General features: G+C 67.6%; 21 protein-coding genes. 9 read left to right on the top strand and 12 right to left on the bottom strand.

What is annotated here, in order from left to right:
• The first annotated feature begins 26 nt into the window (after positions 1-26).
• The gene (locus ACWDOP_RS03135; RefSeq protein ID WP_456343672.1) at positions 27-731 is read left to right on the top strand and encodes a hypothetical protein; all 705 of its coding nucleotides are present in this window, start codon (positions 27-29) and stop codon (positions 729-731) included.
• Positions 732-862: 131 nt separating this feature from the next.
• Here the strand turns inward: ACWDOP_RS03135 and ACWDOP_RS03130 are convergent, their stop codons facing one another.
• Entirely contained in the window at positions 863-1,342 is a 480-nt protein-coding gene (locus ACWDOP_RS03130) for a hypothetical protein (protein WP_456343671.1), read from the bottom strand.
• Positions 1,343-1,671: 329 nt separating this feature from the next.
• A complete protein-coding gene (locus tag ACWDOP_RS03125; protein ID WP_456343670.1) occupies positions 1,672-2,166 on the bottom strand; it encodes a type II toxin-antitoxin system RatA family toxin in 495 nt (164 codons plus the stop codon).
• 189 nt (positions 2,167-2,355) lie between these two features.
• Between ACWDOP_RS03125 and ACWDOP_RS03120 the strand changes: the two genes are divergently transcribed.
• On the top strand, positions 2,356-3,033 hold the full coding sequence (locus ACWDOP_RS03120; RefSeq protein ID WP_456343669.1) for a DUF4189 domain-containing protein: 678 nt from the start codon (positions 2,356-2,358) through the stop codon (positions 3,031-3,033).
• A 75-nt stretch (positions 3,034-3,108) separates the two neighbouring features.
• Here the strand turns inward: ACWDOP_RS03120 and ACWDOP_RS03115 are convergent, their stop codons facing one another.
• Positions 3,109-3,354 carry a hypothetical protein gene (locus ACWDOP_RS03115; protein WP_456343668.1) on the bottom strand — a complete coding sequence of 82 codons (246 nt, stop codon included), beginning with the start codon at positions 3,352-3,354 and terminating at the stop codon, positions 3,109-3,111.
• 277 nt (positions 3,355-3,631) lie between these two features.
• Here ACWDOP_RS03115 and ACWDOP_RS03110 point away from each other — a divergent pair, with 277 nt between their 5' ends.
• A complete protein-coding gene (locus ACWDOP_RS03110; protein ID WP_456343667.1) occupies positions 3,632-7,528 on the top strand; it encodes a hypothetical protein in 3,897 nt (1,298 codons plus the stop codon).
• A gap of 200 nt (positions 7,529-7,728) precedes the next feature.
• On the opposite strand, the gene ACWDOP_RS03105 is transcribed toward ACWDOP_RS03110, so the two are convergent.
• The gene (locus ACWDOP_RS03105) at positions 7,729-8,328 is read right to left on the bottom strand and encodes a TetR/AcrR family transcriptional regulator (RefSeq protein ID WP_456343666.1); all 600 of its coding nucleotides are present in this window, start codon (positions 8,326-8,328) and stop codon (positions 7,729-7,731) included.
• 62 nt (positions 8,329-8,390) lie between these two features.
• On the opposite strand from ACWDOP_RS03105, the gene ACWDOP_RS03100 reads away from it, so the two are divergent.
• A complete protein-coding gene (locus tag ACWDOP_RS03100; protein ID WP_456343665.1) occupies positions 8,391-9,257 on the top strand; it encodes an alpha/beta fold hydrolase in 867 nt (288 codons plus the stop codon).
• Between the two features lie 27 nt (positions 9,258-9,284).
• Positions 9,285-9,788, top strand: coding sequence for a hypothetical protein (locus ACWDOP_RS03095; protein WP_456343664.1), 504 nt, complete (start codon positions 9,285-9,287; stop codon positions 9,786-9,788).
• A gap of 16 nt (positions 9,789-9,804) precedes the next feature.
• On the opposite strand, the gene ACWDOP_RS03090 is transcribed toward ACWDOP_RS03095, so the two are convergent.
• Positions 9,805-10,296 (bottom strand): universal stress protein, encoded by a 492-nt coding sequence (locus tag ACWDOP_RS03090; protein ID WP_454206946.1) that lies wholly within the window; start codon positions 10,294-10,296, stop codon positions 9,805-9,807.
• 128 nt (positions 10,297-10,424) lie between these two features.
• On the opposite strand from ACWDOP_RS03090, the gene ACWDOP_RS03085 reads away from it, so the two are divergent.
• Positions 10,425-11,057 (top strand): TetR/AcrR family transcriptional regulator, encoded by a 633-nt coding sequence (locus tag ACWDOP_RS03085; RefSeq protein WP_454206944.1) that lies wholly within the window; start codon positions 10,425-10,427, stop codon positions 11,055-11,057.
• A 104-nt stretch (positions 11,058-11,161) separates the two neighbouring features.
• On the opposite strand, the gene ACWDOP_RS03080 is transcribed toward ACWDOP_RS03085, so the two are convergent.
• From ACWDOP_RS03080 to ACWDOP_RS03050, 7 genes are all read right to left on the bottom strand, one after another.
• Positions 11,162-11,740 (bottom strand): hypothetical protein, encoded by a 579-nt coding sequence (locus tag ACWDOP_RS03080; protein ID WP_456343663.1) that lies wholly within the window; start codon positions 11,738-11,740, stop codon positions 11,162-11,164.
• Complete coding sequence (locus tag ACWDOP_RS03075) at positions 11,737-11,931, bottom strand: hypothetical protein (protein WP_456343662.1); 195 nt, start codon at positions 11,929-11,931, stop codon at positions 11,737-11,739. Before ACWDOP_RS03075 ends, ACWDOP_RS03080 begins: the two co-directional genes overlap by 4 nt.
• Complete coding sequence (locus ACWDOP_RS03070) at positions 11,928-14,246, bottom strand: MMPL family transporter (protein ID WP_456343661.1); 2,319 nt, start codon at positions 14,244-14,246, stop codon at positions 11,928-11,930. Before ACWDOP_RS03070 ends, ACWDOP_RS03075 begins: the two co-directional genes overlap by 4 nt.
• 126 nt (positions 14,247-14,372) lie before the next feature.
• Positions 14,373-15,623: a wax ester/triacylglycerol synthase domain-containing protein gene (locus tag ACWDOP_RS03065; RefSeq protein ID WP_456343660.1), complete on the bottom strand. Its 1,251-nt coding sequence runs from the start codon at positions 15,621-15,623 to the stop codon at positions 14,373-14,375.
• Complete coding sequence (locus ACWDOP_RS03060) at positions 15,620-16,771, bottom strand: acyl-CoA dehydrogenase family protein (protein ID WP_456343832.1); 1,152 nt, start codon at positions 16,769-16,771, stop codon at positions 15,620-15,622. The genes ACWDOP_RS03065 and ACWDOP_RS03060 overlap by 4 nt, the downstream gene beginning before the upstream one ends.
• Before the next feature lie 17 nt (positions 16,772-16,788).
• Positions 16,789-18,387, bottom strand: coding sequence for an AMP-binding protein (locus ACWDOP_RS03055; RefSeq protein WP_456343659.1), 1,599 nt, complete (start codon positions 18,385-18,387; stop codon positions 16,789-16,791).
• 11 nt (positions 18,388-18,398) lie between these two features.
• Positions 18,399-18,653, bottom strand: coding sequence for an acyl carrier protein (locus ACWDOP_RS03050; RefSeq protein WP_454206931.1), 255 nt, complete (start codon positions 18,651-18,653; stop codon positions 18,399-18,401).
• Positions 18,654-19,547: 894 nt separating this feature from the next.
• On the opposite strand from ACWDOP_RS03050, the gene ACWDOP_RS03045 reads away from it, so the two are divergent.
• The 3 genes from ACWDOP_RS03045 to ACWDOP_RS03035 are packed head-to-tail and all read left to right on the top strand — an operon-like array spanning position 19,548 to position 22,964.
• Positions 19,548-20,675, top strand: coding sequence for an acyl-CoA dehydrogenase (locus ACWDOP_RS03045; RefSeq protein WP_454206930.1), 1,128 nt, complete (start codon positions 19,548-19,550; stop codon positions 20,673-20,675).
• Positions 20,676-20,688: 13 nt separating this feature from the next.
• The gene (locus ACWDOP_RS03040) at positions 20,689-21,726 is read left to right on the top strand and encodes an SDR family oxidoreductase (protein ID WP_456343658.1); all 1,038 of its coding nucleotides are present in this window, start codon (positions 20,689-20,691) and stop codon (positions 21,724-21,726) included.
• Entirely contained in the window at positions 21,723-22,964 is a 1,242-nt protein-coding gene (locus ACWDOP_RS03035) for an aspartate aminotransferase family protein (protein ID WP_456343657.1), read from the top strand. The genes ACWDOP_RS03040 and ACWDOP_RS03035 overlap by 4 nt, the downstream gene beginning before the upstream one ends.
• Positions 22,965-22,980: the final 16 nt, after the last annotated feature.

The raw sequence follows: 22,980 nt of genomic DNA, 5'->3' as shown, positions 1-22,980 counted from the left end.
CGGCGGCGGATATTAGATTGCCGGTCATGGAGTTGGAACTGCCGGATCCACGGGCGCTCTGGGTGATTGCGGCCGTCACAGATGTCTTCTTCGCCGCATTCCCCGGGGACGTGTACGACCCGGACGAGTTGGCCTCCCGGATCGGCACGACGTCGGTGATCTCCGGCGGGCGCCTCGACCATGAGGACGGTGCGGGCAATTGGTTCACCCTGATCCGGTACACCGGTGATCGGGCCATCCTGTTCGGATGGGATCGAGACAACGAGGTCTGGGACCAGCCATACGATCCCAGAGCCGCTGCGCCAGAATGGGTTCGGTCCATCGAACTGAAGACGCACCACCCCGATGTGCTCACCGCTGACGCAGTCAGCTTCCTGCGGTGGTGGGAGAACGGCCGATGGCATTCGACACCAACCGAACACGACGACGGTCTGTACATGTGCCTGCGTGAATACGCTCAACCCGGTAGCCTCGCGAGGCGGGTCGAGGAGGCACACACCGGCGCCGAGGACATGGCCTACGACGACGACACGGACGAGGTTCTCGACCATGTCAGCCGCGACGAACTGACCAGTTTGGCCAGGACGGCCGGAGGACACGCGGTGACCGAACACGATCTGAACATTCTCGCGCCCGAGATCGCCCACGCGGCCTACCGCTACTTCTGGCAGGCGGGCATCGCCTCCGAGGCCCCGCAACCGGTCGAACCACTGCCCGCCACAACTCAATAGACGTACTCGGTAGAAGAACATCCTCAACTGCCGCTGATCGCTCGGTTCAAGATGGCCGCGGTACCCGCCATCGAACTCACTGATCCGCCGATCAGCGCGTCGATCGGATGTCGTACGTCAGATCGGGCAGGCTAACTCCCGCAGGTCCAGATGCTTTGCGGCGCATCAGCAATTGCACCGAATTTCAGTTCGGTCAACCGCGCCATCATCTCGAACATATAGTCTTCGCCGACGGGCTCAAGAGCCGACGATTCATCCGTCAGCGGGTCTCCGTACTCATCGACGACCTCACCTTCCGCGTAGACGATGCGCCGCACCGGGACCCCGTCGACGTACCAGGCGAACCCGTGGACCGTCGAAACACTGTTGGTCACCCACGCCAGCGCCCGCCCCGTGCACGACAGCGCTCGTACCGCATCGTCATCGAAGACCACACGAAACTGCGGATCAGAAATACAGGTCCATCCGCCCACGGACGAAACCCCATAATCGTGCGGTCGCCTGAACACCTCATCGAACTCGACGAGTTCCCCCACTTCGTACGGTCGCCCGGGAAGGTCGGCCGGATCAACCGCTCTGTCAACGGCCAGTCCCTGTACTTTCCACCCCATACCCAACTCCTTCTCGGCGCGCTCGGCATTTCATACGCCAGAACGCACCTCCCGAGGCCGTGTGTCGGTCGATGTGGTTCAGGCAGTCGAAACGCACGATAATCCGCGTTTGGCGCGGCCGCTGCTCACGATGCGCATGCCCGGCGATGTTCGAGCGTCGGCGCGTTGACGTGAACCTGTTGTCGTCGCGGACATCTGGTACTGGGATCGAGGTCCGGGCGGTGTGGTCTGCCATCCCGGCTTCCACTGGATCAGTGCGGATCTGACCGTCGGACCCACCTGACTGCTCGCATCCACGTCCACCCGCGGGGCCGGATGAATCCAGTCGATCAGGGTTGTTCGTCCAGCGTGGCACGCGCTGCGTTCAGTACGACGGGGTCGGTGCAGCCTTGGGCGAATCCGGCGATGCGGCGGCGGATGTCGCGACCGAGGACGCGGGTGCCGATCCGGTCGGCCAGTGGCCGTAGCCACGGTGGCCGGCATCGGAAGTTGTAGCGCCAGGTCGCCAGGGTGTGGCCGGGTTCGGGAGCAGGAGTGAAGCGCCAGCCGCCGGCGAGCATGTCGAAGAACCATGGTCCTGTGACCATCTTCATTCCCACGGTGGTGGGAGGCTGGTAGGACACGTATTCGCTGGTCATGGTGAGGCGGTGGCGGGAGCGGGTGAAGGTGCGTACGCCTTTGCCCGGGCTGGTGGCTCCGTCGAGGAAGTGCTGTTCGCGAACGAACGGATCCCAGCGGTAGCGGATCTGACCGGTTGTCTGGGATACCGCGAACGCCAAGGCCGGCGGGATCGGCACGGTGACGGATGCTTCCACGACGGGCATACGTCCCATCCTCACACCGGCGACCGCCTGCGAGCCGGTAGCGGCGCCCGGCGATTCAGCCTTCCCCGGTCCAGGCGGCGGGCTGACCGGCGTCCCGGGCGACGGATTCGGCGGTAGAACAACAACCAAATCGATACGACCTCAAGCGATTTCGTTCGTGGGAAACTGGTTGTCGCGTCGCATTTGTCGGTGGCTACTGCGATCGTTCCTGAACTGCGGAAGCTCACGGTCGCGGGCGGTGCTGGACCACGCGACACCATCCACAGGCCGCGCAATGATCAGCGATCGACCTGCCCACGAGGGGGGAACCTCAGTGTCCGCGTTGGCTGTTTGGACAGTCGGCTATGTCGCGGTCATGATCTTTTCCGTTCGCTGTACCAACTTTCGGGGGTCGATCTTTTGTCGTTGCGGGGAAAGTGCGCGCTGGTTCTGGTGGCTCCGACAGCCGCAGCACTGACGATCGTGGGAGCGGCGACGGCGCACGCCGCCGGAGATCTCTACGGTGCGATCGCAGTCTCGTGGGGAACCGGCGTCGGGCTGGCGGTCGACTATCCGTCACAGGATGCCGCGGACATGGCCGCTGTCAGTGCGTGCGGCAACAACCGCTGCCTCATCATGGCGAGAGCGCACAACGAGTGTGCCTCGGTAGCCGAAATCGACCAGTGGTCGGTGTGGAAGAACGCGGTCGAACCCGTGTACGGGACGGGTCTGGGCCCGACCAAGCAGGCCGCCGAGCAGGCCGCGATCGACTACGGCAATTACCATCTGTCGTATCCCACGACCGTGGCCGCGTCCGCGCTCGGTCTCATCCGAGTTGTCGAGCCGTTGTTCATTCTCGACACCATCTGCACCTCGAACGCCGGCTGAGTTCAGACAGATCGGTTGCGAGGTGTGCTTGATCATCGCGACCAGAGTGCGGCATTCGCCGGACAGCAGTGCCGCCTACCCGGTTGACGCGCTCGATGCCGCAGCCCGGGCGAGTCGGGAACTTATGACGCGGATCTGTTCGGTGAGTTCCGGCGCGTCGACAACATGAAAGTCGACCTGAAGCGCGGCGAGATAGACGGCGAGCGTTCGGGGATTGTCGGCCCCGGCGTCGATGGCGGTGTGACCGGAGTCGATGGCTTCCAATGGCCAAGTCGCGGGTACATGTTGGCTGACCAGGTGCGCCGGCGCGTCCACGATCACGCGAGCACTGTAGGCCCACAGCGTCCCGGCGACACCGCGACTGACATATGTGGTCGGGTCGACGGCGGGATCTCGGATGTTCGCCGCCAGAACATGCCGTCGTTGGAACACCCCGAAACGACTGAACTCCCGCCGTGGTGGAGCTCGGTCCCGTGTCGGGACGCGCTGGTAGCGTCCCGCCTCGCAGCACGGAGCTGTGGGATCGATTGGGGAGAAAATGGGTCAGCACGCGGATTCCGCACACCCACTGGATGACCGTGTTGCGTTGGTGCGCGCTATGTATGGCCACAACCGGATCGGGGATCTCAGCAGCGCCAGGCCGCTGTCCGCCTTGCAAATGGTCTCGAAACAGCTGGTAGCACAGACGGTTTCGGCTGACTTCCTGTCTGCCGAGGGTAAATTCGGTGGCCGGTTCTGGGGAAAGTACCTCGGCGGCGGCATTGCCGGAGTTGCGGTGCGAGCGGCGTCTTCGGCGATCGCCGAGCAGGACCGGGACTATTTGCTGGCATTTCTGGAAGTGTGGGCCGACACCGTGTTCGCCGATCGGCACGCGGAGTTGCGGTTCGGAACGGTAGCGGCCCACGAATTAGCGATGGCGGATTCGTCGGGCACCGCCGTGGTGATAGAGGTCGGCACGGACCCGCACCAGTTCGTCGACCTCTGGCGCGAGCACACCGGTCCCCCCGCACTCGGCCAGATTCACACCGCGACACCGGTTCGCCTGGCGTGGGGCGATGCACAGCAGCTTCGAACACTGGTTGCAATGATCCGCACGCACGGTCCGATACCCGCCGACCCGGTGGCGGTCCGGACGCTGGCGGAGTCGACGGGGTTGAGTTCGACCGCGTCGGCATTGATTCTCGCCGGGCACCTGTGCCTGGTCGACGGTTGGGCAAACGGCAAGGAAAAACTCGCGGCCGGCAAAACGCTCGTCGGGGTGAACTCGACGGCGCTGGCAGACGCATGGACGGAACTGTCCGAGTTCCAGGATCGAAACCGGCAGCTCGGCTCCGCATGGGCAGACGCTATGCCGGAGGATCCCGCTCAGATGTGGGCAGAACATGGAATGCGGGACCTGGCAGCACGATTCGCCACCGCATGGGTAGCAGCGCACGGCAGACGCGTGCACATGTCCGAGTCGACGCTTGCGGCCGCTCGGCAGTTGCGCTATCGACTCGGCCGTCGGCGGAACATGTCGCACAGTGTGATCAGACTGTGCGCCGCCGCAGCCGATCCAGCCGCGGAGCCACGGCTTGTCGAATGGTACTGGCCGTCGTTGATACTGCTGTGCCGCTGGGCTTACGGGCATCTGCCCGCCGGAGACGCTGTGCGAGACGGTGTTCCGCACGCGCTGGCCGCAGTTCGGTCGAGCCTGCGGGACCCCGATCGAACGGTCTCGCTGGGCGAGATTCCGATACAGACGATAGCCGCGCTACATACTCGCGCCGGGATCGCCGAGACAGGAGTTTTCGACGACGGGTTCCTGGTCGCCGAGCGAAGGTCCGGGACCGGCTCCTGGACGATGGAGTTTCGTCCGGCACACTATGGAACAGACCAGCGGACAGTGGAATTGCGCGCACTCGCGCCGCTGAACATGCGACTCCTGTTCGCGGACCTCGACTGGCTTTTCGGACCCGAGTGCGACCGATTGATCGAGCGCGCCGGTGCCATCCCGAATGGGCGGTACGAACTCGATCCCTCACTCAGCGCCCCGGACCTGACCACACAGGTGGCGGCCGAACTCGGTGTCGACTCGGACGCGGCAGTGCTCTACCTGCAACTGGCTACCGTGATCGCACCCAAAGACAAAGACATTCGGCGCTGGAATCAGTGGCCGCCTGCCCGCCACCGCAAGGCCGAGAAATCACTGGTGGAACGGGGCCTGGCCGTGCACGACAAGCGAGGCCGGGTAGGCCGCAGCGCGTTCCTTCCCGGACCGTGGGACGACATCTACAAATGTGAACTCTGGAAGCAGGAACTGCACCGGACGTACGAGGACACCTCCGGGTTCGGCACCAGTGAGGGGGTCACCCCGGATGTGACACTGCCCGAACTATTCCAGCGCGGATGGGATCTGGCCCGAACAGCCTCGCGGCAGAGTGCCTCGGAGAGTCCTCCGGCGAGCTCGGCGCCGGCACCCGCGGAGGAGAGAGCCCGCACACCTGCGCCAAGCGCGGACACACCCTCGGCGACCGACGGCGTCCATGTCCACCCACTCGATGACCAACGTGTCATCGAAGTCGCGCTCAACGGTCACAGCCCCGACACCGGGCGCTCCGGAATCCTGTTGCAGGAGCTGCAGATCATTTCGAATGTGCTGCGCGGCTATGCAATCGGTGACGATGTCGACCCCGCCAAGCTCACTCGATCTGCCGCCGCGTGGCAACCGCTGGTCGCCGGCATAGCAGCGGTCGCCGTGCGGGCGGCTTCCCCTGCCACCAGCGAATTCCACCGGCCCTATGTGCTCGCATTCCTGGAGGTGTGGGCGGAAACGATCTTCGCCGATCCGAACGCGGACATCCGCGTCGGCAGCACCGCCGTCGACGATGTGTGGATCGCCGCGGCCACCCACGGCACAGTGGTGCTCAATAGAAGTTGGAGGGCGAACAAAGACTTCATCGCCGTATGCAACGGCTCCGGTGAACCACCGGTTCCCGGCACCATCGAAACGAACAAACGGCTCACCGCGCGCTGGGGCGCCGCCGACCAGATCCGCACGCTCATCGAACTTGTACGTGACCGAGGCCCGGTGGCGTGGGATCCCGCCGCACCCGCCGAGTTCGCGCGGCGCACCGGAGTGAGTCAGACCTGCGCAAATCTGGTTCTCGCCGGATTCATCGGCTGGTATGTGCGCGCGAGCGATCTCAGCGAAGCGGCTATTGACCTGCTGGGCCTGACTCGGGCGACATTGCGGGATGCCGCAATGGAAATGCTCGAGGGCGTGGGCACTCGCCGCACTGACCAATACGCCCTGCTGTCAGGCGCTCTTCCCGAAGACCCGGCCGAACTCTGGCAGCCGGGCGGATGGCGCGTGTTCGCCGCCCGCGCGGCCGATGCGTGGGTGTCCGCCTATGGCCGTCGAAACTCGTTGCCGGAGAATACACTCGCGCAAGCGGGGATATTTCACGGCACGCTGTACAACGTCTCGCAAGATTCGTCCGGCGCGGTGTTGTGCTCGATACTCGCAGAGCCGGAGTCCGCGGCCATACTCACTGAGCGGTTCACGGTCGACATGGTGCGGCGTGAAGGCGAAAGACCGACGCTGCAAGGCGGCCCGCTGTACAAGTCCTTCCTCAGGCAGTGGCAAGCGCTCGTCGAAATCTGCCGGTGGGCATACGCACACTTGCCCGCGGGCGACCCAGTGCGAGCCGGCGCTGCCCGCACGTTGGAGTTGCTACGAGAGCAGCTTCGCAACCCCGACCTGCTCCTGTGGGCGCACGTCTTCGACCGTGACCGGCGGATGCCGGCGCTGTTCGAGCTCACCGGCTGCGAACCAACAGCGGGTGACCACGGAACCCTGCGGTATGACGACGGTTTCGTAGTCGCGGTCACCGACGACGACGAAACGTGGAGGGCCGGGTTTCGCCCCGCCCGATTCGGTTCGGACGCCCGCACCGACTGGTTGCGAGCTTGTAACTACTGGCCCTACAGCCCCGCCCTGGACTACCTCGACTGGATCTTCGGTCCCGACTGCGACGCGGTGATAGCCCGCCTCCGCTCCGCAGACGTGCCGGAAGGAGGTTTCGAAGCCGACCCCCGACAGGTCGTTCCCGAGCTGGTCGACGCCGTCGCCGCTGCCATCGCGGTCGACCGCGACGCCGCTGCGCTCTTTCTCCAATTGCTGACTCTGCTCGACCCGACCGACGAGAACGTTCAGCGCTGGAATCGATGGTCCCCCGAGCACCACCGCCGAGCCTCGCTAACGCTGCGCAAAGCAGGACTTGTTGAGCGCGTGAAACGCGAAGGCGCGGGCCGGAGCTTTTTTCTGCCGGGTTGGTGGCGGAAGAAGCCGGGGATCGAGAACTGGAAGGTCGCGCTGCATCGTTTGTCAGAGCTGTCCGGCTCGCAGCACGGCGAGATCACGCTGCAGGGCGCCTATGCCCCGCGACGGCCGCTGCCGCAGCTGTTCGAGGAGGCTGGGCGGCGAATCCTAGCCGGTGATTTTCCCGCCTGATTCGGTGGAATCTACCGGTCAACAGCGCACGGCAGCGTCATCTCGGTTCCGGGTAGCCGCAACAATCTCACGCCTCCGGGAGCACCAGACCTGGCCCGCAGTGAGGGCTTGACCGAGACGACGCTGCTGGCGAACGACAACTGAAATGCGAACGGCCAGCTCAACTCGGTCGTGGCGTGGACCCACACCTCGCGCGAGATCTACCGAAGCCCAAGCACCGAATTCACGGCGGTGACGAACAACGAGTCCGGCGCGGTCGACGGGTCGGCCAGGCGTTGGAGGGCGAACCCGTCGGCCAGCGCGGTGATGATCGACCCGTACTCCTCGTCCGACAGTGCGAGTTTCACACCGGTCGCCTCCCGGACCGCGCGCACGAGGGCGGTGATCGTCGCGCGAATCGTCCCGTGGCGCTGGACGAACTCCGTGCGGAGCTCGGGTTCGCGGACGGCCGCCGACCAGAACTCGATGAACAGCAGGGTGCGTTCGGGGGTGTCGTCCTGCAGTTTGCCCCAGCGCGCGCCGACCGCGTTCACGGCCGCATCGGCGGACCGGACGTTGGTCACGGCCGAGAGGTAGCCGTCGGCCCAGCTGGTCAGGGCGGCGTCGAACAGAGCCAGGAACAGCTCGCGTTTGCCCGCGAAGTGGACATAGAGCGCCCCGGTCGAGCAGCCCGCCTCTTTGGCGATCTCGGACACCGATGCCGCCAGATAGCCGCGGCGTGCGATCACCGTCGCGGCGGCGGCCAGCAATTGTCCGCGGGTCTCGGTCCGGCGTTCGGCCTGGGTTCGTCGTTGCTGCACGGTTCGAACACTATCGTCCGAAACGGAAACATAATGAATATTCATTATGTAGCGTGCCGGGAATGACCGAGTTCGCCGTGAGTCATCACGATGTCGTTGTCGCCCAGCGCCGCATCTCCTACGCCGAAACCGGTGCGGGAGAAGCGGTCCGGATCCTGGTGCACGGCCTGGGCGGGTGCTGGCGACATTGGGCGCCGACCCTGACCGCGCTGGCGCCGCACGGCCGTACGATCGCGGTGGATCTGCCCGGATTCGGCAGATCGGAGCACAGCGGCGACATGACGGTCGGCGCGATCGTCGAGGTGATCGACGCCGTGCGGGCGAACGCCGGTGCCGAACGCGTGGACCTGATCGGTCATTCGATGGGCACCCTGCTCACCTGCGAGTACGCGGCGCGCCGCCCGGACGCGGTGCGGCGCATGGTGCTGGTGGGCGGGCCGATTCTGTCGGTGATCGCGCTGTTCCGATCGCCCGCGATCACCCTGTTCCGCAACCCCGCCCTGGTGAACTTCCTGATCGAGGCCGCCACGGTGGGTATTCCACTGCCGCGCTGGGCCGTTGACCTCGTGGTGTCGAACCGGTGGGCGCGCGGCCTCGCGCTGTCGCCGTACACGCCCGATCCGGGCTCGCTGTCCCCGGACGCCGTGCGGGACATTCTGGCCGGCGCGGGCGGTTCGGGTACGGTCGCCACCCTCCGGCAGGGCGTCGGCTACGACTTCCGCCCCGCGCTGACCGCGCTGTCGTGCCCGACCATCGTCATCGGCGGCCGCGAGGACCGCATCGCCCCCGAGGCCGATCTGCGCCGATTCGCCCGGCTGGTCCCGTGCGTGGAGAGCGTCGACATCCTGCCCGGCACCGGCCATCTGCCGATGATCGAACGACCCGACGTGGTCAACGCGCTCATCGAGAACTTCCTGACCGCATCCTGATCCCCACTCCCGAGAACCGGTGACACCGTGAGCAATCCAGTGATCGATCCCATCGTCCGCGCCGACCTGCGCCGCCTCGTCGAATCCGAGGAGCTGGGCGCGTCCATGTTCGGCACGGCCGAACGACTGGCCACCGACGACGCGCAACGTCGTGCGTGGAATGCCCTGCACGAGTTGGAGATCCGCACCAACGCGGGTGTCGGCGCCTTCCTCGATCGCACCGGCCTCGCGATCGCGCACGCCAATTCCCTGGCGAGCGCGGCGGGTACGGCCGGTGCGGTGGGATTGCGGGTGCTGCCCTACGGGATCCAATTGCGTGCCGTGCGCGAAGGCACCACGCGGTACCTGCCGGCGTTCCATCGGCTGGCCGCCCACTACGCCGGCTCCCCCGAGGCCGCGTTCTTCGACTACGTCCTGCGCCATGAGCTGGCGATCATCGAGTTCAGCAGCAACGCGTTGGCCCACGCCCCTGGGGCGCTGGATCCCGTTCTCCGACTGTTGGATTCGGAGGTCCCCGGGGTCGTGGGCTGAGCTCCGGGCCCGAAGGTCAGGCGCGCGCACCGTTGACGATCAACACGTCGGCGGTGGAGCGGCGCGCCACCTCGGCGGGGAAGGAACCGAAGAACCGCCCCCAGGGCGTGTCGAACATGCGCTCGCCGATGACGATCAGATCGGCCCCGGCGTTGGCCGCCGCCGCCAGCAGGACATCGACCGGCGCCCCGGACACACTGCGCCGATGCACGAGCGGGGCGCCCGCCGATCTGGCCTGGATCGTGGCGTCGCCGAGCAGCTCGTCCATGCCCGAGGCCGGGCTGGCGCTGTAGGCGTCCGCGCGCAGTAGGTCGGCGGCCATCGCGCTGGGCGTGGATCCGTTGCGCGCGTACGCGCCCACGATGGTGAGCGCGGCGCAGGCGTCCTTGGCCAGCCGCGCGGCCGCGGTCACCACCTGCCGGGACCGCGGTGTGCCGTCGACCGCGACGACGATCGACTGGTAGCTGGTTCGAAGCTTCAGGACAGCGCGTTCATCCACGATCGACATGACCACTCCCTCGAGTGAACGTGACTTCTGGAAAGAAAGTCACTTTCTAATTAGCCAAGCCTAACTCGAGTGACTCCGAAACTGCAAGTGACTGTCAGGGTGCCGGTGACGCGCGTACTATTTGTCCCGTGAGTCAGACCAAGCGCCCCGAAACGAGCATGATGGAGCGCCGCCGCACGCAGGCCATGCGCGAGATCCAAGAGGTGGCGCTGCGACTGTTCGAGGAGAGCGAGTACCGCAGCGTCTCCGTGGAACAGGTCGCGGCGGCGGCGGGAGTGTCCCCCAGTACGGTCTACCGCTACTTCGGCACCAAGGAACGCCTCGTCATCTGGGACGACATCGACCCCCAGATCCTCACCCTGCTGGCCGCCGACGCGCAGGTGACCGCCCCGGCCGAACTGCTCGCGCAGGCCACCGCCGGCGCGCGGCTGCTGGTGATGGCGATCATGGGCACCGGCGACGAGCGGCGAATCCAATTGCGCACCAGGCTGATGGCCACCGAAGCGGATGTCCGGCTCGGCCAGCTGCGCCAGGTCCGCGAGGTCGAGGAGCAGGTGCGCGCGGTGTTCGCCGCCCGCCTCGGTCTCGCTCCACACGATCTGGTGCCCCGGGTGATCGCCGCGCAGGGCGTCTGGAGTTTCGTCGCCGCCATCGACCACTGGGTCGAGAACGGATTCGCCGAACCGCTCGGTGAGGTACTCGATCGCGCCATCGACCTGGTGCACCGATCACTGGCCGCGGTGCTGGGCGTACCGATCTGAGTACTGTTCGGTTCGAGTCCGAATACCGTTCGGCGCGAACACGACTCGGGGCCCGGAACCGTCAAGACGGTTCCGGGCCCCGATGTTTCACCGGTCGCGCGGGTCTAACCGGTCGAAGTGAGAACCGCCCGCAGGCGTTCGCGGTCCTGCGCGTCGACCGCGTCGAGCACCGCGGCGGCGTCCGATCCCAGCGCCCGCAACAGGTGTGCCGCGGAGTCCGCGCCGAGCCAGCTCACGATGGCGCCGAGGGTCAGCCAATCCCGCGACGCGCTCAACTGCTTGCGCACGGCGTCGATCACCTTGTACGGCAATTGCGCGATGACCTGCTGCGCCTGCGGCCCGTCCAGGTGCGTGGCCACCTGCGCCAGATAGCCATCCGAGAGCCGCCGGGCGACATCCGCGGCCCGGCCGCTGTCCATCACCGTCGCGAGCCGCGCGGTCAGCAGCGCGTGCCCGTTGCGTTCGGTCACCTTGGCGACCACGGCGGTGGGCAGCACCTTGGCTGTTCCCGCGATGCGTGCCAGGCCATCGGCGTTGCGGGCGAGCAGTTCCTGCCCCATCGCGATACGAATCGTGGCCAGTCGCTGCGGCGGGACGTTCGCGAGGTACTCGATCCGCTCGGGGGTGACCCCCAACAGCCGCGCCAGTTTGCGCAACTCCGCGCCGAACTCGCCCGCGCTCACAGCCCGGCCACCTTCAGTACCGCGCGCCGCAGCGGACCCGGTACCAGGTCGAGCGAGGCATAGGCCGCCTTGGTCAATTCCTTCGTCTCCCTCGTACAGGCGTGCTCGAACAGTGCGGACAGATCCGCACGGGCGTCCGGGTCCAGCGCATCCAATTCCACTGTCAGATCCGATGATCGGAGCTCGCTCATGCGGGTTGTCCTTCCAGTACGCGCTCACGGTCGGGCTCGACCGCCGCGGGTGCGGCCACCTGCGGACGGGGCGCGGGCCACCAGGCGCGGGTGCCGAGCAGTTTGAGCACCCCGGGCAGGAGCAGCAGTCGCACGAGCGTGGCGTCCACGGCCACCGCGACCACGAGCCCGACGCCGAGCTGCCGGTTGACCGGGAAGTCGGTCAGCGCGAAACCGACGAACACCGCCATCATCACCAGTGCCGCACCGGTGATCACCCGCGCCGTGCCGACGATGCCCTCGTTGATCGCGACGTCGGGGTCGCCCGATTCCTGCCACGCCTCTCGAATGCGCGAGAGCATGAAGACCTGGTAGTCGATCGACAGGCCGAACATGATGCCCATGATGCCCAGGACCGCGGTGCCCGCGATGTAACTGGGCACGCCGTCGGCGCCGACATCGCCGTTGTAGAGCAGGGCCAGCACACCGAAGGCCGCGCCGACGGTGAGCACGTTCAGGATCACCGCCACCAGTGGGACGAGCAGCGAGCGCAGCAGCACCACCAGCACGATCAGACTCGCCAGCGACAGCGCCAGCAACAGCAGCGGCACCAGACGCGTGATCTCACCGCTGAAGTCCACGATCAGCTGCCCCGGCCCGCCGATGCTGACCCGCAGACCCGAGGTGGCCTCGAAAGCGTCCGCGCGGGAACGCAATTCCTCGGCGAGCTGGTTCACCGAGTCCTGCCCCGCGGCGCCGGTCGGCACCACGAGCAGCCGGACCGCCGACCCGCCGTGATCGATATTGACCACCGAGGAGATCATCTGCCGCAGTTCGGGCCGGGCGCCGTCGAGCGCGGCCAGCCGCAGGTATCCCGAGCGGTTGAACTGCGGAGTGTCGGTGATCAGCGCACCGATGTCGATGCCGGCCGCGGTGGCCGCCGACGCGAACTGCGGGCCACCGAGTTTGCCGAACGCGTCGAGTCGCTTCTCGAGCTCGCCCGGCCCCAGCACCGCGGCCGCGCCCGGCAGTCCGCGGAGCTCGTTCTCGAACGCCGAGAGTTGTTGCAGGCCTTTCTCCGTGGTCACCGGACCGTCCGGGTTCTCCGCCAGCACGACGAAGGGCGCGGCCCAGCCGGGTCCCATCTTGTCGGTGATCTTGCGGTAGTCGCTGAGCGCCTTGTCGCCGCCGGTCAGCAGTTCGACGCCCGGTGTACCGGCCCGCATGGACAGCGCCGGCAGCGAGATCGCCAGCAGCGCCAGGGCCACGACCAGTCCGATGGGCAGCGGACGCCGCAGCGCTAGGCGGCAGCTGCGCACGACGAGCCCGTCCCCGCCGCGCGGCGCGGGCAGCACCTTGCTGTTGATGCGCTCGCCGACCAGCCCGAGGATGACCGGAACCAGAGCGACCGAGCAGATCACGCCGCAGATGGCGGACAGCCCGACCGCGACCGTGGCCGAGACCAGAAACGGTCCGGGCGCGACGAGCAGCGCCGCGCCGACCGCCGAGAGCAGCACGCCACCGGCGACGATGACGGTGGTGCCCGCCGTGCGCCGGGCGGTGGCCGCGGCACTCCAGCGGTCGGCGCCCTTGGCCAGCTCCTCCCGGAATCGGGACACGATCAGCAGCGAATAGTCCACGCCCAGTGCCAAAGCCATCATCGAGGCGATGCTCACCGCAAGGGTGTCGATGGCGACCACCTCGGCGACCAGGCTCAGCACCCCGGTGGTCGTCACGAGCACGGTGCCGCCGACGGCGATCGGGATGGCCGCGGCCAGCACCGAACGGAACACCAGCAGCAGGATCACCAGCAACAACGGCAGCGCCAGCAGTTCGCCGCGGCGCAGTTCGCGAACTCCCGCCTGCTGCAACGCATCACCGACCACGCCCTGCCCGGTGAGCGCGACGCTGACGGGGTCGTGCACGGTCTGCTCGACAACCTCGCGCACCAGCTGCGATTCCTTCATGGGGCCGCCGGCCGCCCGCGGCATCACCAGGATCAGCGCTGATTCGGGATCCGGGCGCAGATCCTGGCCCGGACCGCCGTCGCTCCACGGGGTGATGACACTGCCGATCTCGCGTTCGGCCAGTGCGTTCGCCAGCGCGCGACCCTGCGCGGTGATGTCGCGTTCGGGACCGCTGAGCAGCACGGCCACCGAGGAGTCGGTGCCGAACTGCGCGGCGGTGCGCTCGGCCGCGGCGGCCGAGGCGCTGCCGTCGACGCGCAGGTTGGGTTCCCCGGCTTTGCCGGTCATCTGTGCGGCCGGTATGGCCAGCAGCGCCAGGAGCACCGGCCACAGGACCAGCGTCAGATATCGAATCCGCTTGTCACTCATTGCATTCCAATCCGGAATCGCCCTCAGGGCGTCGTCGCCAATGGCTGAAAGTGAAGTTCTTTTTAGTAGTGACTTTCAGCGAGGGTAGCCTAACCAGACAATCGCCGTCACAGCAAGGGCCGGTGGTCAGGGGGCGACCGCGGCGCTCACCTCAAGCCGCGCGGCGAGGGCGCGGGCGGCGTCCGCGCCGAGGTCTCCGACCGCCTCGGGATCCCAGACGATGCCGATGTGCACGTCCTTGCCGAGCACCAGGCAGGTGAACGACACCGCGTTGCCGAGCAGCGGCGACAGCGGCTGCACCGCGGAGATGGTCGTGCCGAAGACCGTCTTCAGGTTCAGGTATCCCGGATTGACCCCGATGTGCACGTCGGGCCCGAGCATCGCGAGGGTGGCGCGGGCCGCGGCCCGGCGCAGCACCCAGGGCAGCGCACCCGCGGCTCGCGAGATGACCGGAAGCGCCAGGGGCGCACCCGAATCGGCGATTCGATCGAGCTGTCCGCGGGTCGCGGTCAGGCGCTCGCCGAGCTCCTGGTCTCCCCCGTCCACGTTCACCAGCACGATCGATACCGCGTTGCCCGAGTGCCGCAGCGATCGGTCGAGCGTGGCCGGGGCGAACGCGCGCAGTACGCGGTGCCCGCTGGTCAGGGTCGCCAGTGATTCGCCGATGGCCCCGATCAGGTACTCCGCGGTCCCCGCGCCGTTGCGGACCGCGATGGCGCGCACCTGCCCGGTGGGTACGTGCACCGCGGCCACCGAGCGCCGGCCCGCGCCGGTCAGCTTGGGCATGCGCCGCGATCCGGTCCCGCCCGCCCATCCCCCGGCGAATCCCTTGAGCGCGGAGAAGAATTCGCGCGGCGACACCGCGGGCCCGGCATAGCGATCGCTCAGGAGATAGCGGTCGAGTTGCGCCAGCTGGCCGGACTCGCCGTCGATGAACAGACCGGCGTACCCGGCGCCGGCGATGCCGTCGGCCAGACTGTGATGCACCATCAGCACCAGGCGGACCGCGCCGGTGTCGTCCTGGTGCACCCGCACCAGCCGCCACGACGGCCGATCACGCGAAAGCGGTTGCGCCAGTAGCGACCCCAGCAGGTCGTGCCACGCGGCGTCGTCCGCGACGGTGGCCGACCCGACATTGTCGACCGCGTCCTGGACACCGAACTCGCGCAGCCGGGGGCCCGACCCACTCGAATCGGTCGCGCCCAGCAGCAGTGAGGGATAGGTGCGCACCCGTTCGCGCACCCGCTCGCGCAGCGCGGCGACCGACACGGCGGCACCGTCCTCGAGCTCGAACACCAACGCCCAGTGGGTCGGCCGCTCGGGAGTCTCGATCTGCAGGAAGAACTCGTCGAGAACGCTGAAACGCCGCTCGCTCATGCCCGCACCCACCGATCGTGTCCGGCGAAGTCGGGCCGCAGGCCCGCCGCGACCAACTCCCACAGCACCTCGTCGGCGCCACCGCCGACCCGGGCCAATTTCATATCCCGCCACCACCTTTCGACCGGAGCGGGCCCGACCAGGTATCCGGCGCCGCCGAACACGTGCAGGCATTCGGACAGCACCTCCTCCCCCAACCGGGCCGCGGTGACCTTCATCGCCGACGCCGTGCGAATATCGGGTGTCGCCCCCGACGCGGCGATCCCGCGCAGGGCATAGCGCAGCTGATCCACTCGGGCCGCCAGATCGGCGAACCGCAACCGCAGCGCCTGGTGCTCGAACAGCGTCTTGCCGAACTGGGTGCGGCGCATCATCTCCGCGATGCTCACCCCGAGCGCGAGGTCGCAGGCGCCGACCACCTGACCGGCGACCGACAGCCGTTCGTTCGCCAGTCCCCAGCTCAGCACCGCCAAACCGGTTCCGGGCCGGGCGATCATCGCATCGGCGGACACCTCGACATCGAATTCGATCGGCGCGGTATCGAGGAAGCCCGCGCCCAGCTTGCGATACGGCTCGCCGATGGAGATCCGATCGGCCTCGACGGCGAACAGTGCCACGTCACCGGACTCGCGATCCTCGGTGGCCAGCCGCACCACCAGCAGGATCACATCGGCGATGGTGCTGAGCGAGACGAACTTCTTGGCCCCGCGCAGCCGATAGCCGTCGGCGGTGGGTTCGGCGACCGAGGTCACCACCTGCAGATCGGACCCGCCACCGGCCTCGGACGCGCCCAGGCACACGATGGCTTCGCCGGAGATCGCCCGTTCGGCGATATCGGCGAGATACTCCGAGCGGCCGAACCGGCGCAGCACCGCGATCGCCGAATCATGCAGGCTCACCCCGACTCCGGCACTGGCCGAGCCGAGTCCGCCCAGCCGCTCGGACAGCAGCACCAGTTTGGCGACGTCCGGGCGATGTCCCTCGCTCCACTTGTCACGGAAGACCCCCGCGCGGCCGATTCTCTCGATCAACTCGCGGGGAAAGCTTTCTTTCTGCTCCGCTTCTTCGGTGAGAAGGCTGAACTCCTCGTCGAAGACCCGGTCCAACAGCTGTTCGAACTCCACGGTGTCGGACATCGCCGAATACATCTCCGTCCTGGCTTGATTCATCGGTATCCGGCCGCGATCTCCACGCGCCGCAACTTGCCCGAGGTGGTCTTGGGCAGCGTGCCCGCGGCGACCAGGTCGACCAGACCGGGCGTGACGCCGCATTCGGCGGCGACCCGCTCGGCGATCAGCCGTCGCGCGGCGGGCTCGTCATCGCCGAGATACTCGGCCACGACCACGAGTTGATCGCGCCGGGCCTCGGTGCCGCCGCCCCGGACCGCGGCGATGCCGCCGGGGCGCACCCCGGCCACGCCAGCGACCGCGCGCTCGATCTCCTGCGGAAAGATGTTGCGCCCCGCGATGGTGATCAATTCCTTGCTGCGCCCGCACACGACCAACTGGTCGTCGACGAGGTAGCCCAGATCGCCGGTGCCGATCCACTCCCCCGCGGCGATCGGGGTGTCGCCGAAATAGCCGACCATCTGTGCGGTGGAACGGAATTGGACCTCACCGACCGGCCGCTCGGCATCGAAGTCGGTGGTGTGGGTGGAGGGAACCACCCGCAGCTCGACGCCGTCTAGCGCGGCGCCGAGCAGCGCGGCGCGATGCGGGGCACCGTTCGGGCCGGTCACTTCGTCGAAACTCAGGCCGGCCGCGGCCGCGGGCATGGTGAGCCCGCAGGTCGCCTCGGCGAGACCGTACGCCGCGCACACCGCGCGGGCGTCGAACCCCGCGGGCGCGAGTTGCGCGCTGAACTGCTGCGTCGCCGAAACATCAATGGGCTCACCGCCGTTGATGGCCACACGCAGCGCACCGAGGTCGGCGCCGCCGGCGAGCCGCGCGTACCGCCCCAGCAACGCGTACGCGAAATTCGGCGCGGCGGTGATGGTCGCGCCACTGGCGGTGAGCCACTGCAGCCAGTCGAAGGGCGACTTGGCGAAGGCCGAGGTCGGGGCCAGCCAGGTGGGCGCGCCCGTGACCACGCCGGCCAGCAGCATCATCAGGCCCATGTCGTGATAGAGCGGAAGCCAGCTGCACAGGACATCGTCCCGGGTATCGAATCGCTGTCGCGACAGCACATCCCGGACGTTCGCCAGCGCCGCCGGAGCCGTCAGAGCCACGCTCTTGGGGATACCGGTCGACCCCGCGGTGCCCTGATAGATCGACACCGCGTCCGGCGCGACCGCGGTGGGGGCGAATCCCGCGGGCGCGGTGCGCCACCGATTGACCTCGTCCAACTCGGCGATGCGCGGGCCGCCGGGTGCGGCGACCGCGGTCAGGGCCCGCAGCGCGGCGCCCTGGCAGAATACCTCGCCCACCCCGAGCGTGGTCAGTTGCGTCGTGGTCCGCGCGGCCCACGATTCGAGACTCGCGAAGCGGTTGGGCCCCGGCAGAATGGTCGACGCGCGCCCGGCCAGCCAGGCCGCGAGGACGGTCGCGACGGTTTCGTAGCTCGGTTCGCCGATGACCGCCACCGGTGCGGCGTTCTCCCGCAGGCTTTGCAGATGTGCCGCAATGCCTTCGGCGTGTTCGAGGACCTCACCCCAGTGCTTGGATTCCCACCGGTTCTCGTCCTTGTTCAGGATGCGCAGATCCGCGCCCCCGCGCAATGCCTCACGAACCGCGGCCGCGAGCGCGTTCTCCCGTAGCAGTGTCATGCCCGCGCCCCTCACGCCTGTTCGGCGGCGGCGCGGCGACCGGCCACCGCGGACGCCACGTCGGACAGCGTCGCGCAGTTCACCAGCTCCTGTTCGGTGAGCCGGACGCCGAGCCGTTCCTCGATGGCGACGATGGCCACGGCGAAGGCGACCGAATCCAGCCCCAGGTCGTCGATCAGGCGTGACGTGCCGTCGATATCGGGCAGCGATACCGCCAGATCATCACGAACGATCTCGACCAGGTCTTTCTCGATGACAGTGTTCACAGACGTTCCTCACTCGGTATCGAACAAAAGGAGATGGGAATAACGACCGGCAACCACGATCGGTCGTAGGTCGGCACTGCGCCGGCATGAATAATTGATTCACGCGCGGCAATTGACACTTGAACAGGCGATAATTCGACCGTTCAGTTTGAGCGAAAGTGATTAACTGTTTGAAACAGTCTATTTCCGGTTCAGTGCGTGCTGCGTGACCCGTTCACGGCCGGAATCGACGACACGAATTCATCGGAAGTTCAGATCGGTAAGGCTCGGGCACGCAGCCGGACAGATCGCTATTCCACCCACAGACCCCCCTCGGGTCTCTCGAAATAATGTCACTGAGCTGCCATTATGCTGCACTTCGCGGCGGACCACTCTGTCCGGACGCCGTGCGTACACAATCCCCACAAAGCTCGAGAGGCGTGCCACCAATTCGCCAATCGACAACGCAACGCTAAGCCATTCCACCTGCGATTTCCACTCGTGTGATCTGCATCATCGAGCGGGCAGGAACGGTCGTGGATTGCCCGTCGTTAACCAGACTACCCACCGGTAATATGTCGTTTTGCGGGTGCGAGTTATCTCAGCTGGCACATCCCACTGCGCGGCGCATAGTTGCCAGCTCGGCAATACCGCTACCGCGTCGGGCAGACCGAGCAAACGCTCACCTACCTTGTGACCGCGCTCACGGTTGACCGACTCGACAGCGGTCCGGTTAAGCTCCACATCGCAGTCGGCCGAGGATGCTCGACGCACTATTCAGGGGCGGATCGCCCGCCGCGCAACGGATCTCGTGTTCACGGGCGGCCGGTTGCGGTCCCGATTCACGCGCACTTCGCACACGCTCGAGCACGACACGGTTCGGCTCGGGCTCGACTCTGCTCGGTTGGGATAAGCATGAAAATCTTGGAGCGCGAACGCGCCGTACTGGAGCGGTATCTACCCGGTCTGGACACGCAGTTGACCCAGGTTCCGCTGCGGGAGTTGGAATCTCCCGCGACGCCGGGGATCAAGCTCTTCCGCGAGGCCGGCGGCGCCGGCCTGGTGATTCCGCAGGAGTACAAGGGCAGCGGCGCAACACCTTTGGAAGCGGTCCGGATCCAACGGGCGATCGGTTCCCGCTCGCCGTCGCTGGCCGTGGCCACCACCATGCACCACTTCTCGATCTCGAGCCTGATCCTGGTGGCCGATCGAGGCGGACAGGAATGGCTGCTGCTGGAAGCCATTGCGGGACAGCGGATGCTGGTCGCGTCCGGCTTCGCCGAAGGCCGGCCCGACGGCCGAATTCTGGCGCCGACGATGACGGCCACCGCGAGCGCGGACGGCATCCGGGTCTCGGGGGTCAAGCGCCCCTGCAGTCTGGCCCGCTCGATGGACCTGCTGACCGCCAGCGTGCTGGTCCCCGACGCCGAGGGCGGGCAGCAGCTGGGCGTCGCGCTCATTCCGTCCACCGACCCCGGGGTCACCGTGACGCCCTTCTGGTCCAGCTTCGCGCTGGCCGGGGCCGAAAGTGAACAGGTCACCGTCGAGGACGTGCTCGTGCCGCCTAATCTCGTCGTGCTGACCGGCGCCGTCGACTCCGGCCGCCTCGACGAGGTGCAGACCGCGGGGTTCGTCTGGTTCGAACTGCTGATGACCGGCTCCTATCTCGGCGCCGCCTCCGCCCTGGTGGAACGCGCGCTCACGCTCGACAAGGTCGGCGCGGACGAGCGTCTGCGGCTGGTGACCGGGATCGAGGGCGCCATGGCCGCGGTCGAGAACATCGCCCGGCAGGTCCCCGAACGCCAGCAGGACGAACACCTGCTCGCCGACGCACTCCTGGTGCGCTACGCGGTTCAGGACGCCATCGCCGCGGTGGTGCCCCGGGCAATCGAACTGCTCGGCGGCCTGAACTTCATGACCGGCGACGACGTCGGTTACCTCGCCGCCGCGGTCAACGGCCTCGGCTTCCACCCGCCCGCGCGCTCCCGAATGGCCGGCTCGCTCATCGACTACCTGACCGGTTCCACACTCCGCATCGCGTAAAGGACGAATCGACATGACCTGGCGTAAACGCACCATCCTGCTCACCGGCGGCTCCGGAGTCCTGGGCCGGGCGCTGATCGACGAGCTCGCGCACGACTTCGACATCGTGTGCATGCGGCACCGCACACCGGTCGCCGATCCGCGCATCAGCGAGTTCTCCGGCGACTTCGCCCATCCCACACTCGGACTCGACACCGCCGACTATCGGCGGCTCACCCAGCGGGTCGACGCCGTGGTGCACTCGGCGGCGGTAACCAGTTGGAAGGAAGACCCCGAGACCATTCTGCGGACCAACCTCGCCGGACCGCGCGCGCTGCTGCGCCTGGCCGGGGACGCCGAGGTCCCGCTCTACTTCTTCAGCACCGCGTTCGTGGCCAACCCGCCCGGCGACGGCACCAGCTTCCCCGGCGCCGCCACCTACGTGCAGTCCAAGATCGATGCCGAGCAGCTGGTGCGCGAGGATCCCGCGCAGACCGTCATCGTGCGCCCCTCGGTGGTGTCCGGCAGCACCGTCGACGGCAGGATGTCGGCGTTCCAGGGCCTGCACCGGGTGCTCGGTGGCGTGGTGCGCGGCCGGGTGCCGCTCATCCCCTGCGCCTCGGACTCGCTGATCGACACCATCCCCCAGGATCTGGTCGCCGCGGTGCTGGGAAAGCTGCTGCGGGAGAACATCGTCCAGGGCGAGTACTGGCTGTCCGCGGGGCCGGAGGCGCTGCACGCCGGCGATATCCTGGCCCTGTGCCGTGACATCGGTGAAGAGCTCGGGATCACCAGCGCACCACCGCGTTTCATTCCGAGCGAAGCGGTCGACCGCCTGCTGCTGCCGCTGCTCGAGGACGCCCTGCCCGCCGACGCGCAGGCGATGTTCCGGGACTTCCTGGAGTTCACCTGGCTGTTCCAGACCCCGGAGCCGCTGCCGACGTCCATGGCCGAACTCGGCTTCGGCCCGCAGGTCACCCGGGCGGCACTGCTCGAGGCCACCGCGAAGTCCCTGCGCTACTGGGCCCGCACCAAGGGTCTCGGGCACGCCGGCCAGGCTCGGGTCGCATGACGACCACCGATTCCCAGCTCGACGCCGAGACACAGCTGTTGTGCCGCAAGCACTTCGGCTCCACCCGTGCATCGCTGGGCGCGCTGCTCGGCGGCATGGTCGAGATCTCGAGCGAAGGCCCGTGGGTGCTGGCCAGCGACGGACGCCGATACCTCGACTTCGGCGGGTACGGGGTGTATCTGCTCGGTCACCGCCATCCGGTGGTGACCGCCGCGGTGCACCGCCAGCTGGACCTGCATCCGATGGCCACGCGGGTCTTCCTCGAACCGGTCGCCGCCCGGACCGCGGCCGCCCTGGCCGCGACCACGCCCGGCCCGCTGGAGATGGTGCACTTCGTCAACTCCGGCGCCGAAGCCACCGAGGCCGCGCTCAAACTCGCCCGCGCCAACGGCAAGAACGCGATCATCACGACCGCCAACGGTTTTCACGGCAAGACGCTCGGCGCGCTGAGCGTCACCGCGAAGCCGATCTTCCAGGATCCGTTCCGGCCGCTGCTGCCCGATGTCACCACGGTGCCCTTCGGCGACATCGAGGCCATGACCGTGGCACTGGCCGCGGTCCCGGGACGTGGCTGCGTGATCGTCGAGCCGGTCCAGGGCGAGGGCGGCGTTCGCATTCCGCCGCCGGGCTATCTGCGCGCGGTGTCCGAGGCATGCCGCGCCCACGATGCTCTGCTGATCGTCGACGAGATCCAGACCGGGCTCGGCCGGCTCGGGACCTGGTGGGGCATCGACGCCGAAAGCGTGGTCCCCGACATCCTGCTGGTCGGGAAAGGGCTCTCCGGCGGTGTTGTGCCCATCGCCGCGATGGTCGCGACCGCCGCTGCCTACCAGCCGTTTTCCAGCGACCCCTACCTGCACACCTCGACCTTCGCGGCCTCGCCCCTCGCCTGCGCCGCGGCCGAGGCGGCGATAGCGGTCATCCACGACGAGGACCTCACCACCAGAGCCGCCGACCTCGGCGCACGACTGCTGCGGGACATCACCGCCATCGTCGCCCGCCACCCCCGGGGCGACGAGATCGACATCCGCGGCCGCGGACTGCTGATCGGACTGGAGTTCCGCGAGCCGGCCGGCGTCGGCGAGCTGTTCCTCGGGCTGATCGAGCAGGGTGTGCTGGCCAACCACTCCCTCAATTCCTCGACCGTGCTGCGGTTCAGCCCGCCGGCCGTTCTCGAGGAGTCCGATGTCGAGCACTTCCTGATCGCCTTCGAGACCGCGCTCGCCGCGGCGCTCTGACACGTCACACCGCCCC

The sequence above is a fragment of the Nocardia sp. NPDC003693 genome (genome assembly GCF_053981095.1).
Note: the sequence above shows the minus strand (reverse complement) of the source record. Positions and strands in the feature narration are given on the sequence as shown.

What these genes read in the sequence shown, in the direction of transcription:
- ACWDOP_RS03045 (WP_454206930.1), top strand. Translation starts at nt 19,548, where the DNA reads ATGAAAATCTTGGAGCGCGAACGCGCCGTACTGGAGCGGTATCTACCC.
- ACWDOP_RS03130 (WP_456343671.1), bottom strand. Translation starts at nt 1,342, where the DNA reads ATGGGGTGGAAAGTACAGGGACTGGCCGTTGACAGAGCGGTTGATCCG.
- ACWDOP_RS03100 (WP_456343665.1), top strand. Translation starts at nt 8,391, where the DNA reads ATGACCGAGTTCGCCGTGAGTCATCACGATGTCGTTGTCGCCCAGCGC.
- ACWDOP_RS03065 (WP_456343660.1), bottom strand. Translation starts at nt 15,623, where the DNA reads ATGAGCGAGCGGCGTTTCAGCGTTCTCGACGAGTTCTTCCTGCAGATC.
- ACWDOP_RS03070 (WP_456343661.1), bottom strand. Translation starts at nt 14,246, where the DNA reads ATGAGTGACAAGCGGATTCGATATCTGACGCTGGTCCTGTGGCCGGTG.
- ACWDOP_RS03110 (WP_456343667.1), top strand. Translation starts at nt 3,632, where the DNA reads ATGTATGGCCACAACCGGATCGGGGATCTCAGCAGCGCCAGGCCGCTG.
- ACWDOP_RS03135 (WP_456343672.1), top strand. Translation starts at nt 27, where the DNA reads ATGGAGTTGGAACTGCCGGATCCACGGGCGCTCTGGGTGATTGCGGCC.
- ACWDOP_RS03090 (WP_454206946.1), bottom strand. Translation starts at nt 10,296, where the DNA reads ATGTCGATCGTGGATGAACGCGCTGTCCTGAAGCTTCGAACCAGCTAC.
- ACWDOP_RS03055 (WP_456343659.1), bottom strand. Translation starts at nt 18,387, where the DNA reads ATGACACTGCTACGGGAGAACGCGCTCGCGGCCGCGGTTCGTGAGGCA.
- ACWDOP_RS03125 (WP_456343670.1), bottom strand. Translation starts at nt 2,166, where the DNA reads ATGCCCGTCGTGGAAGCATCCGTCACCGTGCCGATCCCGCCGGCCTTG.
- ACWDOP_RS03075 (WP_456343662.1), bottom strand. Translation starts at nt 11,931, where the DNA reads ATGAGCGAGCTCCGATCATCGGATCTGACAGTGGAATTGGATGCGCTG.
- ACWDOP_RS03040 (WP_456343658.1), top strand. Translation starts at nt 20,689, where the DNA reads ATGACCTGGCGTAAACGCACCATCCTGCTCACCGGCGGCTCCGGAGTC.
- ACWDOP_RS03035 (WP_456343657.1), top strand. Translation starts at nt 21,723, where the DNA reads ATGACGACCACCGATTCCCAGCTCGACGCCGAGACACAGCTGTTGTGC.
- ACWDOP_RS03060 (WP_456343832.1), bottom strand. Translation starts at nt 16,771, where the DNA reads ATGTATTCGGCGATGTCCGACACCGTGGAGTTCGAACAGCTGTTGGAC.